Origin of the sequence: Kocuria aegyptia (assembly GCF_039530085.1) — a bacterium.
Lineage (GTDB): Bacteria > Actinomycetota > Actinomycetes > Actinomycetales > Micrococcaceae > Kocuria > Kocuria aegyptia.
In genome coordinates, this window is record NZ_BAAAOA010000046.1 from 36,481 (window position 1) to 52,484 (window position 16,004).

Consider the following 16,004-nt stretch of genomic DNA (forward strand, 5'->3'; position numbering starts at 1 on the left):
CCACCATGAGCGACGTCCTGCAGAACTACGTCGACGGCGCCTTCGTCGACGCCCACGGCACCGGCCGGATCGACGTCGTCGACCCCACCACCGGCACGACCGTCGCCGTCTCCCCGGTCTCGGACGCCACGGACGTGGACCACGCCTTCACCGCCGCCAAGAAGGCCTTCCGGGCCTGGAAGCGCACCACGCCGAGCGAGCGCCAGCTGCTGCTGCTCCGGCTCGCGGACGCGCTCGAGGCGCACAGCACCGAGCTCGTCGACGCCCAGCACCGCAACACCGGCCAGCCGCGGCAGATGATCGCCGACGAGGAGGTCGCCGCCGGCGCCGACAACCTCCGCTTCTTCGCCGGCGCCGCCCGGACCCTCGAGGGCAAGGCCGCGGCGGAGTACATGAGCGGGCACACCTCCTACGTGCGGCGCGAGCCGGTGGGCGTCGTGGCGCAGGTGACGCCCTGGAACTACCCGCTGCTCATGGCGATCTGGAAGCTCGGTCCCGCGCTGGCCGCGGGCAACACCGTGGTCCTCAAGCCCTCGGACACCACCCCGGAGTCCACCCTGGTGCTGGCGCGGCTCATCGACGGGATCTTCCCCGCCGGGGTGGTCAACGTCCTGCTGGGGGACGGCTCCACGGGCGCGCTCATGACCGCCCACCGCACCCCCTCGATGGCCTCCATCACCGGATCCGTGCGCGCCGGCCGCGCCGTGGCGCTGGCCGCCGCGCAGAACCTCACGCGCAGCCACCTGGAGCTCGGGGGCAAGGCGCCCGCGGTGGTCTTCGCGGACGCCGACCTGCCCGCTGCCGCGAAGGCGCTCGTGGAGTTCGGCACCTTCAACGCCGGGCAGGACTGCACCGCCGTGACGCGCGTCCTGGTCCAGGACGGTGCCCACGACGAGTTCGTGCGGCTGCTCGCCGCGGCGGCCCGGGACATCGTGACGGGGGACCCGGACGAGTCGAAGAACTTCTACGGCCCGCTCAACAACGCCCGCCACTTCGAGGACGTGTGCCGCAAGCTCGCCGAGCTGCCCGAACACGCGAGCGTGGTCACCGGGGGCAAGCCGGTCGCGGGCGCCCCCGGCTACTTCTTCGAGCCCACCGTGGTGACCGGCGTACGCCAGGACGACGCCCTCGTGCAGGAGGAGACCTTCGGCCCGGTGCTCACCGTGCAGCCCTTCACCACGGAGGAGGAGGCGCTCGAGCTGGCCAACGACGTCGACTACGCCCTGGCGTCCAGCGTGTGGACCACCGACCACGGCACGGCCATGCGGGTCTCCCGCGAGCTCGAGTTCGGGTGCGTCTGGGTCAACACCCACGTCATGCTGATCTCCGAGATGCCGCACGGCGGGTCCAAGAGCTCCGGCTACGGCAAGGACCTCTCCCTCTACTCGGTCGAGGAGTACACCCAGGTCAAGCACGTCATGCACGCCCTGGACGCCTGAGCCGGGGCGGCAGGGGCCCGGTCCCGCCCGGCGGCTCAGCCCGGTCCGGTGGACCGGTCCCGTGCGGCCGCCAGGCGCAGCCGGAAGCCGTCCAGCATGGCGGTGAGGGCGGCCTCGAAGGCCTCGTCCGCCGCGGCGGCGGCGTCCGCGGGCCGCGCCCGCACGGCGTCGGCGAACACGGGGGCGAGGTCGGACCGCTCCCCGGGGTCGAAGATGTCGGCGGGCGCCGTGGCGTCGTACGCCGCGCCGAAGACCAGCGACTCGACCGAGACGATCACGTCCACGATGCTGGCGCGCTCCCAGCCCGCATCCGCCAGGCCGGAGGCCACGGTCTCGTACATCTGCAGGGTGTGCGGCGAGTCGGCGACGGGCTGGACGGCCATGATCGGGATCATGGCCGTGTGCTGGGCGTAGCAGTCCCGGTAGGACCGCGCCCAGCTCTCGAGGGCCCGATCCCACGGGACGGTCCCGAAGGCGGAGCAGTCGATGCCCTGGTTGATCGCGTCCTGGACCCGGATCAGCACGTCGCGCTTCGAAGGGGTGTGGTTGTACAGGGCCGAGGTGGAGACCTTCAGCTGTCGCGCGAGCTCCGTCATGGTCAGATGCCGGTACCCCCGGGTGGCCACGATCTTGATGGCGGCGCTGGTGATCCGCTCCTCGGAGAGGACCGGCTGGCTCGGGCGCCCGCGGCGGCGAGGAGGGGTTCGGGCGGGGGCCATCGCGAGGTCCTCCTGGGGGTGGTGCTGCGGGTCCCGGCGCCGCGGCGGCCGCGGCCACCGCGGATCGGGCGGTCAGTTCGAGTGTAGGTCGGCGGCCGGGCGGCCGTGCCCCCGGCCGTCGTCTCCTTGACCGCCGCCGGGACCGCTCCTAGCGTGTGGACGATGACGGACGCCGAGCTCCACTTCTACTTCGACCCCACCTGCCCCTTCGCCTGGCTGACCAGCAAGTGGGTCCGCACGGTCGCGGCCCGCCGGGACCACCGGGTGGACTGGCGCTTCATCTCCCTGCGCCTGCTCAACGAGCACGTGGACTACGGCGCGTGGTTCCCGCCGGAGTACGAGGCGGGCCACACCGCCGGCCTGCGCCTGCTGCGCGTGGCGGCCCGGACCCGCGCCGAGCACGGGCGCGAGGCCGTGGGGCGGCTCTACGCCGCCCTCGGGGCGCACACCTTCGACGCCGACCCGGTTCCCGCTCCCGACGCGCCCGGGGAGGACCGCCGTGCCACGCAGGCCTTCCTGGGGCCGGTCCTGGAGGCCGCAGGGCTCCCGGCCGGGCTCGCCGCCGCCCTCGAGGACGAGTCCCTGGACACGGTGATCCGCGCGGAGACCCAGGAGGCACTGGCCCTGACGGGCCGTGACGTGGGAACCCCCATCATCCACTTCCAGCCGCCGGAGGGCGTGGCCTTCTTCGGCCCGGTCATCAGCCGGCTGCCGGCGGAGGAGGAGGCCCTCGAGCTGTGGGACCACGTGGTGGCGCTCGCCCGGTTCCCCGGCTTCGCCGAGCTCAAGCGCAGCCTCCGGGAGCAGCCGCAGCTGCGGGGCCTCGGCGCTGCCCCGGATCGCCCCGGTGCCGAGGAGGACTGGCACGCCGGGAGCCGCCGCACCAAGAAGTAGCCTGCTCGCCGCCCGGCGGACCCGCCGTGCGACTTTCTTGTTGCGCCTCTTGACGGGTCCCTGTCCGCTCCCGCTTAATGAATTAAGTTCATTTTAGCGTGAAGGAGAGCACAGTGACCGATCAACGCACCCTGGGCAGCGAGACCGCGATCGAGCGCGACGTCGTCGTCGTCGGAGCCGGCCCCGCCGGGCTGATGGCCGCCCGTGAGCTCGTGGCCGCCGGCCGGACCGTGGCCGTCCTGGAGGCCCGCGACCGCGTGGGCGGGCGGACCTGGTCGAAGACCGTGGACGGCGCGTTCCTGGAGATCGGCGGGCAGTGGATCTCCCCGGACCAGACCGAGCTGCTCGCCCTCGTCGAGGAGCTCGGCCTGGGCACCTACCAGCGCTACCGCGAGGGCGGGTCCGTCTACCTCGCCCCGGACGGCACCCGGCACACCTACACCGGCTCGATGTTCCCCGCCGGGGAGTCCACGATCGCCGAGATGGAGCGGCTCGTCGGGATCCTCGACGGGCTGGTCGAGCAGGTCGGCGTGGCGCAGCCCTGGGCGCACCCGCTGGCCCGGGAGCTGGACACGATCTCCTTCCACCACTGGCTGCGGCAGCAGTCGGCGGACGAGGCCGCCTGCGACAACATCGGCATCTTCGTGGCCGGCGGGATGCTCACCAAGCCGGCGCACGCCTTCTCCGCGCTGCAGGCCGTGCTGATGGCCGCCTCCGCCGGGTCCTTCTCCAACCTCGTGGACGAGGACTTCATCCTGGACCGCCGCGTGGTCGGCGGCATGCAGTCCGTCTCGGAGGCCATGGCCGCGGCCCTCGGCGAGGACGTCGTGTTCCTGGACACCCCGGTGCGCACGATTCGCTGGGGCGGGCCGGAGGACACCTACGCCGAGCACGCCCCCGGCACCCCGGTCACCGTCTGGTCCGACCGGATCACTGTGAAGGCGCAGGACGTGGTCGTGGCCGTCCCGCCGAACCTCTACTCCCGGATCTCCTTCGAGCCGCCCCTGCCGCGGCTGCAGCACCAGATGCACCAGCACCAGTCCCTCGGCCTGGTGATCAAGGTGCACGCCGTCTACGAGACGCCGTTCTGGCGGGCCAAGGGTCTCTCCGGCACCGGCTTCGGCGCCCACGAGCTGTGCCAGGAGGTCTACGACAACACCAACCACGAGGACCCCCGGGGCACCCTGGTGGGCTTCGTCTCCGACGAGAAGGCCGACGCGGTCTTCGCCCTGGACGCCGAGCAGCGCAAGCGGGCGATCCTCGAGTCCCTCGCCCGCTACCTCGGCGAGGAGGCGCTGGAGCCGGTGGTCTACTACGAGTCCGACTTCGGCTCCGAGGAGTGGACCCGCGGCGCCTACGCCGCCAGCTACGACCTCGGCGGGCTGCACCGCTACGGCGCGCACCAGGCCACCCCGGTCGGCCCGATCCGCTGGGCCTGCTCCGACCTCGCCGCCGAGGGCTACCAGCACGTCGACGGGGCCCTGCGCCAGGGCCGGGCCGCGGCGGACGCGATCCTGCGCGCCGGCTCGCTGACGGGAGCGGGGCGATGACCACCGCCGGGGTGCCGCGCTACGTCGTCGGCTGCAGCGGCGACCGCCGCAGCCGGGACGCCGTGCGGCTGGGTGCCGCGCTCGCCCGCGACGTGGGCGCCGAGCTGGAGATCGTCCTCGTGCTGCGCACGGACGACCCGTACCAGCAGGTCTACCCGCCGGTGGGGGACATCTCCGCGGTGCTCCGCCGGCAGGCCCGCCAGTGGCTGCGCGAGGCCGCCGCGCTGGTGCCCGAGGGCGTCACGGCCCGCGCCCACGTGCGGGAGGCGCGGTCCGCGCCGGCCGGCCTGGTCGAGGCCGCCGCGGAGTTCGGGGCCGCGATGATCGTGGTCGGCGCCGGCACGGGCGGCGGCCGCCCGGCCCTGGGCTCCGTGGTGAACTCGTTGCTGCACAGCTCGCCCGTGCCCCTGGCGCTCGCCCCGCGCCGGTACTCCGGGGACGAACCGCTCACCCGGCTCTACGCCGCCGTGGGCACCCGCCCCGGAGCGCACCAGGTCATCCGGGAGGCCGTCCGGGCGCTCGAGCGCTCCGACCTGGAGCTGGAGCTGATCTCCTTCCTCGAGGGGGAGGCCGCGGACCCGGACGCCACCGAGCAGGCCCGCCGCCGCGTGAAGGAGCACCTGGAGGCCGCGGCGGCCGAGGCCGGACGCACCCGGCCCGTGACCGTGCGGGTCGCCTCCGGGCGGACCCTCAAGAAGGCCGCCCAGGACGTCGACTGGGCCCCCGGCGGGATCCTGCTCATCGGCTCGTCCCGCCTGGCCCGGGGGCGGCAGACCTTCCTGGGCACCACCGCAGCACGGCTGCTCAAGCACATCCCGGTGCCGACGGTCGTCGTGCCGCGGCCCGCCCCGGCCGCCGACCAGGCCCAGACCGAGAAGGAGGCCGCGTCATGAGCACCGGCACCGCACCGCTCGTCGACCAGCAGGGCACGCGCCACGAGAAAGGGCTCAGCAAGGGGTCGGTGGGGCTGCTCGGCTCCGTGGTCATCGGCGTGTCCACCATCGCGCCGGCCTACACCCTCTCCGGGGCCCTCGGGCCCACCGCCGCCGCGGTGGGGACCCACCTGCCGGCCATCCTGCTGGTCGGCTTCGTCCCCATGCTGCTCGTGGCCATGGGGTACCGGCAGCTCAACCGGGCCATGCCCGACTCCGGCACCACCTTCACCTGGGTCTCGAAGGCCTTCGGCCCGTGGATCGGCTGGATGGGCAGCTGGGGCCTGCTCGCCGCCACCATCCTCGTGCTCTCCAACCTGGCCGGGATCGCCGTGGACTTCTTCTACCTGGCCCTCGCCCAGCTCACCGGCAACGAGGCCATCGCCGAGCTGACCCGCAACGTGCCCGTCAACGTGGCCACCTGCCTGGCGTTCGTGGCGCTCGCGGCCTGGATCTCCTACCGGGGCATGGAGGCCACCAAGGTGGTGCAGTACGTCCTGGTCGTCTTCCAGCTGCTCGTCCTGCTGTGGTTCGCCGCCGCGGCCTTCGGCCACGTGGCCGGCGGCACCGCCTTCGACGGCCTCGCCGTGCGCGCCGAGTGGTTCAACCCGTTCGGCGTGGAGACCTTCTCCGCGTTCGCCGCGGGGGTGTCCCTGTCCGTGTTCATCTACTGGGGCTGGGACGTGGTGCTCACCCTCAACGAGGAGAGCAAGGACTCCACCACCGGGCCCGGCCGTTCGGCCATCGCGACCATCCTCGTCATCGTCGCCCTCTACCTGGCCGTCTCGCTCGCCGTGCTGTCCTACGCGGGGGTGGGTGCCGCCGAGCTCGGCCTGGGCAACTCGGACATCCAGGAGAACGTCTTCGCGGCGCTCGCCGGTCCGGTCATGGGGCCGTTCGCGATCCTGATGTCCCTCGCGGTGCTGTCCTCCTCGGCGGCGTCGCTGCAGTCCACGATGATCTCCCCGGCGCGCACCATGCTCGCCATGGGTCACTACGGCGCGCTGCCGGCGAAGTACGCCCGGATCACCTCCCGCTTCCAGTCCCCGGGCTACGCCACGATCGCGGCGGCCGTCATCGCCTCGGTGTTCTACGCCGTGATGCGCGCGGTCTCCGAGAACGTCCTGTGGGACACCATCACCACCCTGGGGATGATGGTCTGCTTCTACTACGGCGTCACCGCCCTGGCCTGCGTGTGGTACTTCCGCCGCGAGGCCTTCCGCACCGGCAAGGGGTTCCTGACGAAGTTCCTGGCCCCGCTGCTCGGCGGGATCCTGCTGCTGGTCTTCTTCGTCCAGACGTCCTACGACTCCATGGACCCGGAGTACGGCTCGGGGTCGTCGATCGGCGGGGTCGGCCTGGTGTTCGTCCTCGGGGTGGGCATGCTCCTGCTCGGGGTCGCCGTGATGCTCGTCCAGTACCGGCGCAACCCCTCCTTCTTCCGGGAGCGGTTCGAGACCACCGAGCTGCCGGTCGTCGACTGAGCCGGGTCCTCGACCGAGGGGCCGGCCGGCCGGACCGGTCCAGGGGAGCGGGCCGGTGGCCCGGGGACGCGTTCCCCGGCCACCGGCCCGTCCGCCGTGGCCGCCGAGGGCCGGTCCCGTCCGGGTGGATCCTCGGTAGATTCGACAGGGCCCGCACCGTCCGAGGAGTACCCATGGCCCGTCCCCGTTCACCGCTCCTGTCGGTCGACGCCATCGTCACCGCCGCGCTCGCCCTCGTCGACGAGACGGGGGACTTCAGCTTCCCCAAGGTCGCCCGCCGTCTCGGGGTCAGCCAGTCGGCGCTGTACAACCACATCGACAACCGGGAGCACATCGTCGAGCTGATGCGCGGCCGCGTGTTCGCGGCTCCTGCGCCGGTAAACCTCGAGGGCGTGCCGTGGGAGGACGCGCTGCGCGCGCTCGTGCGGGGCTATCGCGACTGCATGGTCGCCCACCCCCGCCTCGTCCCCCTGCTCATCACCCAGACCGTCCAGGACCTCGGGGTGATCGGGATCTACGAGGACATGGCCGCCGTCCTGGAGCGCTCCGGGCTCGTGCGGGAGGCGATCGTCCCTGCGATCTCCGCGATCGACTACCTGGCCCTCGGCTCCGCCCTGGACCTGACGGCGCCCGAGGTCGTCTGGGCGCCCCCGGAGGGCCGGTTCCCCGTCCTGAGCCGGGCCATCGAGGGCCTGGGCTCCGTGGAGGAGCGAGCGGAGGCCGCCTTCGCCTTCGGCCTGGAGGTGCTCGTCGCGGGAGTGCGTACGCAGGCGTCACACGAAATTTACTGAAAGCCTTTCACCAAACTCTTGTGCCGTGCGGACCAGCGACCCATACTAATGAAAGCCTTTCATTTTATGTGACGGCACTCACATCCCGCCGACGAGGGGAAGACCATGTCCGAGACCAGCTCTGCGTCCGAGGGCTCCGGCCGCGTGCCGTTGACCGCCACCCGCGCCGTGTCCGTCTTCGGGGTCAGCGTGGTGGGGTTCATGACCGCCAACCTGGTCCCGGTGATGATCGTGGCCCTCACCGGGGGGCTCGGGCTCTCCGTCACCGCGGCGGGAACGCTGATGACCGCGTCGTTGCTGGCCTGCGCCGCGTCCTGCCTGGCCACCTCCCGCTGGACGGCCCGGGGCGGGCGCTACGTCGTGGCCCGGGCCGGACTGGCGCTGACCGCCCTGGGCTTCGGCGCGGCCGCGTTCGTCCCCGCCGTGCCCGTGGTCGTGGTCGGCGTCGTCCTCGGCGGTCTCGGCGCGGGCGGAGCGGTCTCCGCCGGGGGCGCGGCGCTGGGGGCGCTGCGCAACCCCGACCGGGCCTCGGGCATCAGCGGTTTCACCAACCGTGCGATCGTCTCGGTGGTCCTGTTCGTCATCCCGGTCCTGGGCGCGGGCATGGGCAGCGCCTTCGGCCTGCTCGCCGGCCTCGCCCTGGCCGCGCTGCTCACCACCGGCTGGCTGCCCGACCGTCCCGTCCCGGAGGCGGCCGCCCTCGGGCCCGTCCCCGGGGCCTCCTCCGCCGCGCCGACCACCACGGCGTCCCGGGCCACGACGGTGGCCGGGGTCGGGCTGCTGGCCTGCTTCGCGCTGTGGGCGCTGAGCGAGGACTCGCTGTGGGCGGTCGCCGCCACGATGGGCGCCGAGCAGGCAGGACTCGACGAGACCGGGATGGGCCTGGTGCTGAGCCTGTCCACCCTCGGCGGTCTGATCGCCTCGGCCCTCGTGGGGCTGGCCGGCAGGCGTCTCGGGCGCACCGCGCCGCTGGCGGTCGCCCTGGTGGCCGGGGGGCTGCTCAAGCTCCTGGCCGGGAGCGTGACGGACCCGGGGTGGTACATGGTCGTCGTCATCGCCTGGAACACGATCTACATGCTGGCCTTCATCTACATCATCGCCGTGGCCGCCGCCCTGGACGCCTCGGGCAAGTGGTCGGCGCCGGTGCTGGGGGTCTACCTCGTCGGGTCCTCCTTCGCCCCCGTCTTCGGCACGTCCGTCTCGGCGGCCGCCGGCTACACCGTCCTGGGCGCGGTGCTGGCCGGGATGACGTTCGTGCTCCTGGTCCCCCTGGTCCTCATCTCCCGCCACTCCGTGCGCGCCGAGGCCGCCGCCCGGCCGGTCCCGGAGGCCGGGTTCCCGCAGGCGGCGATCGTCTGATGTGCTCCGCCCCGATCGTCCCCGTCCCCCGAGCAGAGAGCAGCACCGTGTCCGCACCCACCGTCTACACCCACGCAACCGTCTTCACCGCCGACGGCGCCGACGCCGAGGCCTTCGTCGTCGAGAGAGGCCGTTTCCTGCACGTCGGCAGTGAGGAGTCCGCCCGGCGGGTCGCCGGCTCCGGCGCCGCCGAGGTGGACCTCGCCGGGGGCTTCGTCCTGCCGGGAATCATCGACGCCCACACCCACCTGCTGATGACGGGCCAGTCCCTGCAGAAGGTGGCGCTGCGCGACGCCGTGGATCTGACCGAGATCCAGGCCCGGTTGCGCCGGGCGGCCGAGGAGAACCCGCGCGCGCCCCGCCTGCTCGGCGCCGGCTGGCTCCACAGTGCCCTCGGGGGCGCCGCGCCGACCCGGCAGATGCTCGACGAGGCCGTCCCGGACCGCCCCGTCTACCTCGACGCCAACGACCTGCACTCGGTGTGGGTCAACAGCGCGGCCCTGGTGGAGCTGGGGATCGAGGACACGACCCCGGACCCGATCGGCGGCCGGATCGGCCGCGACCCGGTCACCGGGGCGGCCGACGGGATGCTGCTGGAGACCGCCGCCCAGCAGATCGTCTGGCCCGCGCTGGCCCGGGCGGCCACCGACGCCGATCGCGACACCCACCTGGAGTCGGCGTTCGAGCACTACCTCGCCGTCGGCGTCACCGGGGCGGTCGACATGGCCGTCCAGGACGACGACCTCGCCGCTCTCCGCCGCGCGCTGCACCGGCACGGTGGGACGCTCCCGCTGCGGGTCAAGGGCCACTGGCTCGTGCACCGCCGCGGCGACGACGCCGAGAACCTCGCCCAGGTCGCCCGGGCGGCACGGCTGGCCGAGGAGCTCTCCGGGGAGTGGCTGCGGATGTGCGGGATCAAGATCGTCGTGGACGGGGTGATCGACAGCTGCACCGCGGCGATGAAGGAGCCCTACGCGGACGGCAGCACGTGCGGGCCCATCTGGGACCGGGAGTCGTTGTTGCCCGTGGTCGCCGCCGCCGACGCCGCCGGGCTGCAGGTCGCCCTGCACGCGATCGGCGACGAGGCCTCGGAGATCGCTCTGGACGCGATCGAAGAAGCCCACCGGGTCAACGGGCCCCGGGACCGCCGGCACCGGCTCGAGCACCTGGAGACGGTCACCGAGGCCAACGTGGGCCGCCTGGCCGCCCTGGGCGTGGTGGCCTCCGTGCAACCGGTCCACGCCGACCCGGCGATCCAGGACAACTGGCGTGCCGTGCTGGGCGACCACCGTGTCGAGCGGGCCTATCCGTGGACCGAGTTCCTCGCTGCCGGCGCCACCCTGGCCATCAGCACCGACGCGCCGACCGCGCCCCACCAGCCGCTGCCCAACCTGTACGTGGCCACCACCCGGAGGTCGGCGCTGGACCCCGCGCTGCCGGCTCACCTGCCCCGCTACGCCCTGCACCTGGCCGACGCCCTGTGCCACGCCACCCGCGACGCCGCCTTCTCCTGCCGCGCCGAGCAGCAGGAGGGCCGCATCCGCGCCGGCCACCTCGCCGACTTCACCGTCCTGGACGCCGATCCCTTCGCGGCCGAGGCGGCGCAGCTGCTGACCAACCGCAGCCGGCTCACCGTCGTCGGGGGCCGCGTCGCCTTCGACGCCACCACCAGCACGCCCGCCGCCGCGACCGCGTCCTGAAGCCCCACGCCCCGACACCTGTCCGCCCGACGACCCGAGGAACACCGACCATGCACCCTGCCCCCGAGACGACGACCGGCACGGCCGCCGGCGCAGCCACCGTGATGCCCGCCGAGTGGGACCCCCACGAGCGGACCTGGATGGCCTTCCCGCCCCCCAACGACACCTTCGGACCCGCCGGCAGCGGGACCCTCGTCCGCGCGCGGCGCGCCTGGGCCGCCGTGGCGCGGGCGATCGCCCGCCACGAGCCCGTCACCGTGGTGGCGGCTCCCGCCGACGCGGACGCCGCCCGCGCCGCACTGGGGGAGGGGATCGAGGTCGTGCAGGCCCCGCTCGACGACGCGTGGCTGCGCGACTCCGGGCCCACCTTCGCCCACGATGCGGCCGGGGAGGTGGTCGCCGTGGACTGGGTGTTCAACGGCTGGGGCGCCCAGGCGTGGGCCGCCTGGGGCCACGACGAGCACCTCGGCCGCTTCGTGGCCGAACGGGCCGGGGCCGAGGTGCGGTCCAGCACCCTCGTGAACGAGGGGGGCGGGTTCCACGTCGACGGGGAGGGCACCGTCCTGCTCACCGAGACCGTCCAGCTGGACCCGGGCCGCAACCCCGGGGCCACCAAGGAGCAGGTGGAGGCCGAGGTCCACGCCCGCCTGGGCACCTCCCGGGCCATCTGGCTGCCGCGCGGGCTCACCCGGGACTACGACGAGTTCGGCACCCGCGGCCACGTCGACATCGTCGCCGCCTTCGCCGGGCCCGGCACCGTCCTGGTGCACCGCCAGGACGACCCGGCCCACCCCGACTTCGCGGTGAGCCGGCAGATCCGCGCGGTGCTGGAGGCCGCCACCGACGCGAACGGGCGGCGGCTGCGCGTCGTCGACGTCCCCGCCCCCACCGTCCTCGACGCCGGGGACGGGTTCGTCGACTACTCCTACATCAACCACTACGTCGCCAACGGCGTGGTCGTGCTGTGCGCCTTCGACGACCCGCACGACGCCGTCGCCGCGAAGATCCTCGCCGAGGCCTATCCCGGCCGGGCCGTCGAGCTGGTCGACGCCCGCGACATCTTCGCCTTCGGCGGCGGCATCCACTGCATCACCCAGCAGCAGCCGGCCGCCGGCGGTGCCACGGACGGGAAGGGCCTCCGGTGAGCACGGCCGGCCAGGAACTGGACCGCGAGCCCGGCAGCCGGCCCGGTACCGGGAACGGCAGCGGGTTCGGCGTCGTCGAGGCGAGCATCGCCGAACTCCGCGCCGCCCTGGAGTCCGGCCGGACGACCAGCGAGGAGCTGGTCACCGCCTACCTGGCCCGGATCGAGGCCTACGACCGCGGTGGGCCGGAGCTCAACGCCGTCGTCGTGGACAACCCCGCGGCGCTGGCGGAGGCCCGCGCCTCCGACGCCCGCCGGGCCCGCGGGGCCGCGCTCGGGCCGCTGGACGGCATCCCGTACACGGCCAAGGACAGCTACCGGGTGCGCGGGCTCACCGTGGCGGCCGGCTCGCCCGCGTTCGAGCACCTCGTGGCCCAGGACGACGCCTTCACGATCGAACGGCTGTGCGCGGGCGGCGCGGTGCTGATCGGGCTGACCAACATGCCCCCGATGGCCAACGGGGGCATGCAGCGCGGGCTCTACGGCCGGGCCGAGAGCCCCTACAACGGCGACTACCTCACCGCGGCCTTCGGCTCGGGCTCCTCCAACGGCTCCGGGACGGCCACGGCCGCGAGCTTCGCCGCGTTCGGCCTGGCCGAGGAGACCTGGTCCTCCGGCCGCGCCCCGGCCTCCAACAACGCCCTGTGCGCCTACACCCCCTCGCGCGGGGTGATCTCCGTGCGCGGGAACTGGCCGCTGGTGCCCACCATGGACGTCGTGGTCCCGCACACCCGCACCATGGCGGACCTGCTCGAGGTGCTCGACGTGGTGGTCGCCGACGATCCCGAGACCCGCGGCGACTTCTGGCGCGTGCAGCCCTGGATCGACATCCCGGCGGCCTCGGCCGTGCGGCCCGCCTCCTACCGGGCGCTGGCCCTCCCGGACCGCGCGGCCGCCGCGGGCGTCCTGGCCGGGGCGCGGCTGGGAGTGCCGCGGATGTACGTCAACGCCGACCCCGGGGCCGGCACCGCCGGGAACCCCGGGATCGGCGGCCCCACCGGCCGGCGGATCGAGACGCGCCCCTCCGTGATCGCCCTGTGGGAGGCCGCCCGCCGCGACCTCGAGACCGCCGGTGCCACGGTGGTCGAGGTCGACCTCCCCGTGGTGAGCAACTACGAGGGCGACCGCCCCGGAGCGCCCACGATCGCGACCCGCGGTCTGGTCAGCCCGGAGTACCTGCACCGGGAGATCCTGGACCTCTCGGCCTGGGCGTGGCAGGACTTCCTCGACGCCAACGGCGACCCCGCCCTGCACCGGCTCGCCGACGTGGACGGGTCCCGGATCTTCCCGCGCCCGGCCGGCGCCCTGCCCGACCGCTACGACGGGTTCGACGACGACATCGCCGACTACCCGGGCTTCGTGCGCGAGCACGGAGTGCCCGTCCTGACCGGGATCCCGCACCTGGCGGACGGTCTGCGCGGGCTGGAGCAGACCCGCCGGATCGACCTGGAGGAGTGGATGGACGGGCTGGGCCTGGAGGCGGTCGTGTTCCCGGCCGTCGCGGACATCGGTCCCGCCGACGCCGACGTGAACCCGGCCTCCGCGGAGCAGGCCTGGCGCAACGGCGTGTGGGTCGCCAACGGCAACCTCGTGCCCCGGCACCTCGGCATCCCCACCGTCACCGTGCCGATGGGCACGATGGCCGACACCGGGATGCCCGTGGGCCTGACGATCGCCGGGCGGGCCTGGGACGACACCGCCCTCCTGCGCCTCGCGGCAGCCTTCGAGGCCACCGGCTCCCGGCGCACCGCGCCTCCGCGCACCCCACCGCTGCCCGGCTGACCCCGAGCGTGCCCGCGAGGTGGCACGTGCCGGCGACCGGCCACGCCCCGGTCGCCGGCACGTGCCACCTCGCGGGAGGGGTGGGTCACCAGATGTTCACGCGCTGCTCCGGGGCCAGCCACAGGCCGTCGCCGGGGCGGGTGCCGAAGGTGTCGTGGAACGCGAACATGTTCTGCACCACGCGGTTGCAGCGGAACTCGTCCGGGGCGTGCGGGTCGGTGGCGAGCCGGTTGACCAGTTCCTGCTCCCGGGCGGTCGAGCGCCACAGCGCCGCGTAGGCGTAGAAGAACCGCTCCGCGCCGGTCAGCCCGTCGAGCTCCGGCGCGCTGTCCTGGTCCAGGCCCCGCTCGGCCAGGGACATCCGGTAGGCCACGAGGGCGATCTCCAGCCCGCCCAGGTCCCCGATGTTCTCGCCCACCGTGAAGGCTCCGCTGACGCGGTGCCGGGCCGGGTCCAGCCCGCGCGGGGTGCAGCCGTCGTACTGGGCGACGAGCGCGGCGGTGCGGCGGGCGAACTCCGCGCGGTCCTCGTCGGTCCACCAGTTCTCCAGGTGGCCCCGGGCGTCGTACTTCGCGCCCTGGTCGTCGAAGCCGTGACCGATCTCGTGGCCGATCACGGAGCCGATCGCGCCGTAGCACACGGCGTCGTCGGCGTCGATGTCGAAGAACGGCGGCTGCAGGATCCCCGCGGGGAAGACCACCTCGTTGAGCACGGGGTGGAAGTAGGCGTTGACCCAGTGGGGATAGAGGAACCACTCCCCGCGGTCCACGGGAGCGCCCATCTTCCCGACGGTGCGGTCGTGCTCCAGGGCCAGCCCCGCCCGGACGTTGCCGAGCAGGTCCCCGGGGTCCAGCTCCAGGCAGGAGTAGTCCCGCCAGGTCTCGGGATAGCCGACCTTGACCGTGAACGTGGACAGCTTCTCCAGGGCCCGGGCCCGGGTGGCCTCCGACATCCACTCCAGCCGGGAGATCCGCTCCCGGTACGCGGCCAGCAGGTGCGCCACGAGCTGCTCCACCCGGGCCTTGTGCGCCGGCGGGAACCAGCGGGCCACGTACTCGCGCGCCACGTCGTCGCCCAGGACCCGGGTGACCAGGAACTCGGCCCGCTTCCACCGCTCGCGGGGGCGGGTGATCCCGGACAGGGCGGTGCTGTAGAAGCGGAAGTTCTCCTCGACGAACGCCCGGGGCAGGAACGGGGCGCGCTTGGACACGATCCGCCACGACTGCCAGATCCGGATCTGCTCCTCGGACCACTCCTGCCACAGCCGGCCCAGCTGCGCCACGAAGGAGGGCTGACGCACGATGACCCGGTCGAAGATCCCAGCGCCGCGCCCCGGGGCGGTGCCCTCGAGCCACGCCTCCCACGGGAAGCCGGGCGCCATGGCCTCCAGGCCGGGCACGTCCACGGGGTTGTACATCTCCTCGACGTCCCGCGCCGAGACGGTGTCCCAGTGGGCGGCGGCGAGCTGCGTCTCCATGGCCAGCACGGTCGCCGCGGCCTCCGCGGCGGGCACGCCCCAGCGCGCCGGCAGGCCCGCCAGCTCGAGCATCGCCGCGACGTGGGCGGTGAACGCGGTGCGCAGCCGCTCGTGCAGCGGGTCCGTGTAGTAGCTGTCCGTGGGCAGGGACAGCCCGTCCTGGCGCAGGAAGAACGAGTAGCGGGAGGAGTCCCGGGAGTCGTTCTCCACGAAGAAGGACAGCGGCCCGTCCACCCCGGTGCGGTGCAGGGCGGCCGAGGCGCGGGCCAGACCCTCCTTGCCGCGGGCGGCGTCGAGCACCGCGAGGTCCGGGTCCAGGGCGGCCCGGCCCCGGCGCTCGATCTCGTCCTCGTCGAGGAACGAGCGGTACAGCGCGCTCATCCGCGACCCGGCCGGGGCCTCCCGGACGATCTCGTGCACCCGCTGCGTGTTCCGGTCGGTGAGGATCGCGGAGGCGCCGTCGAACGCGCGGTCGTCCGGCAGCTCGTGCGCCTCGATCCAGCCGCCGTTGACGTGACGGTACAGGTCGTCCTGCGGGCGGACGCCGGGGTGGACGTGCTGCAGCTCGAGGCCGGAGTCGGTGGTCACGGGAGCTTCCCCTGTCGTCGTGGCGGGGCGGAGAGCGCGCGGGGCGGTGGCGTCCGCCCGGCTCCAGCCTACGGACGACGGCGCCGTGGCCCGGTTCGCGCGGGCCACGGCGTCCGTGGTGCTCGTCACATCCGCCCGGCGGGTG

At 73.8% G+C, this 16,004-nt stretch carries 12 protein-coding genes; 10 read left to right on the top strand and 2 right to left on the bottom strand.

The features are described 5' to 3' along the window. Positions 1-5 precede the first annotated feature (5 nt). A complete protein-coding gene (locus ABD220_RS14500; protein WP_344123717.1) occupies positions 6-1,439 on the top strand; it encodes an aminobutyraldehyde dehydrogenase in 1,434 nt (477 codons plus the stop codon). A 35-nt stretch (positions 1,440-1,474) separates the two neighbouring features. Here the strand turns inward: ABD220_RS14500 and ABD220_RS14505 are convergent, their stop codons facing one another. Then, complete coding sequence (locus ABD220_RS14505; protein ID WP_344123719.1) at positions 1,475-2,158, bottom strand: TetR/AcrR family transcriptional regulator; 684 nt, start codon at positions 2,156-2,158, stop codon at positions 1,475-1,477. 162 nt (positions 2,159-2,320) lie between these two features. On the opposite strand from ABD220_RS14505, the gene ABD220_RS14510 reads away from it, so the two are divergent. The 9 genes from ABD220_RS14510 (at position 2,321) to ABD220_RS14550 (ending at position 13,794) form a co-directional block, all read left to right on the top strand. After that, positions 2,321-3,052, top strand: a complete 732-nt coding sequence (locus ABD220_RS14510) for a mycothiol-dependent nitroreductase Rv2466c family protein (RefSeq protein ID WP_344124781.1) — start codon at positions 2,321-2,323, stop codon at positions 3,050-3,052. A 113-nt stretch (positions 3,053-3,165) separates the two neighbouring features. Then, the gene (locus tag ABD220_RS14515; RefSeq protein WP_344123721.1) at positions 3,166-4,602 is read left to right on the top strand and encodes a flavin monoamine oxidase family protein; all 1,437 of its coding nucleotides are present in this window, start codon (positions 3,166-3,168) and stop codon (positions 4,600-4,602) included. After that, the gene (locus ABD220_RS14520) at positions 4,599-5,495 is read left to right on the top strand and encodes a universal stress protein (RefSeq protein ID WP_344123723.1); all 897 of its coding nucleotides are present in this window, start codon (positions 4,599-4,601) and stop codon (positions 5,493-5,495) included. The genes ABD220_RS14515 and ABD220_RS14520 overlap by 4 nt, the downstream gene beginning before the upstream one ends. After that, on the top strand, positions 5,492-7,018 hold the full coding sequence (locus ABD220_RS14525) for an APC family permease (protein ID WP_344123725.1): 1,527 nt from the start codon (positions 5,492-5,494) through the stop codon (positions 7,016-7,018). Before ABD220_RS14520 ends, ABD220_RS14525 begins: the two co-directional genes overlap by 4 nt. A gap of 173 nt (positions 7,019-7,191) precedes the next feature. Next, the gene (locus tag ABD220_RS14530) at positions 7,192-7,809 is read left to right on the top strand and encodes a TetR/AcrR family transcriptional regulator C-terminal domain-containing protein (RefSeq protein ID WP_344123727.1); all 618 of its coding nucleotides are present in this window, start codon (positions 7,192-7,194) and stop codon (positions 7,807-7,809) included. A 105-nt stretch (positions 7,810-7,914) separates the two neighbouring features. Beyond that, positions 7,915-9,168, top strand: a complete 1,254-nt coding sequence (locus tag ABD220_RS14535; RefSeq protein WP_344123729.1) for an MFS transporter — start codon at positions 7,915-7,917, stop codon at positions 9,166-9,168. 47 nt (positions 9,169-9,215) lie between these two features. Next, positions 9,216-10,868: an amidohydrolase gene (locus ABD220_RS14540; protein ID WP_344123731.1), complete on the top strand. Its 1,653-nt coding sequence runs from the start codon at positions 9,216-9,218 to the stop codon at positions 10,866-10,868. Positions 10,869-10,918: 50 nt separating this feature from the next. Next, positions 10,919-12,013: an agmatine deiminase family protein gene (locus ABD220_RS14545; RefSeq protein ID WP_344123733.1), complete on the top strand. Its 1,095-nt coding sequence runs from the start codon at positions 10,919-10,921 to the stop codon at positions 12,011-12,013. 17 nt (positions 12,014-12,030) lie between these two features. Next, a complete protein-coding gene (locus ABD220_RS14550; RefSeq protein WP_344124782.1) occupies positions 12,031-13,794 on the top strand; it encodes an amidase in 1,764 nt (587 codons plus the stop codon). An 85-nt stretch (positions 13,795-13,879) separates the two neighbouring features. On the opposite strand, the gene ABD220_RS14555 is transcribed toward ABD220_RS14550, so the two are convergent. Then, a complete protein-coding gene (locus ABD220_RS14555) occupies positions 13,880-15,859 on the bottom strand; it encodes a M13 family metallopeptidase (RefSeq protein ID WP_344123735.1) in 1,980 nt (659 codons plus the stop codon). Positions 15,860-16,004 lie beyond the last annotated feature (145 nt).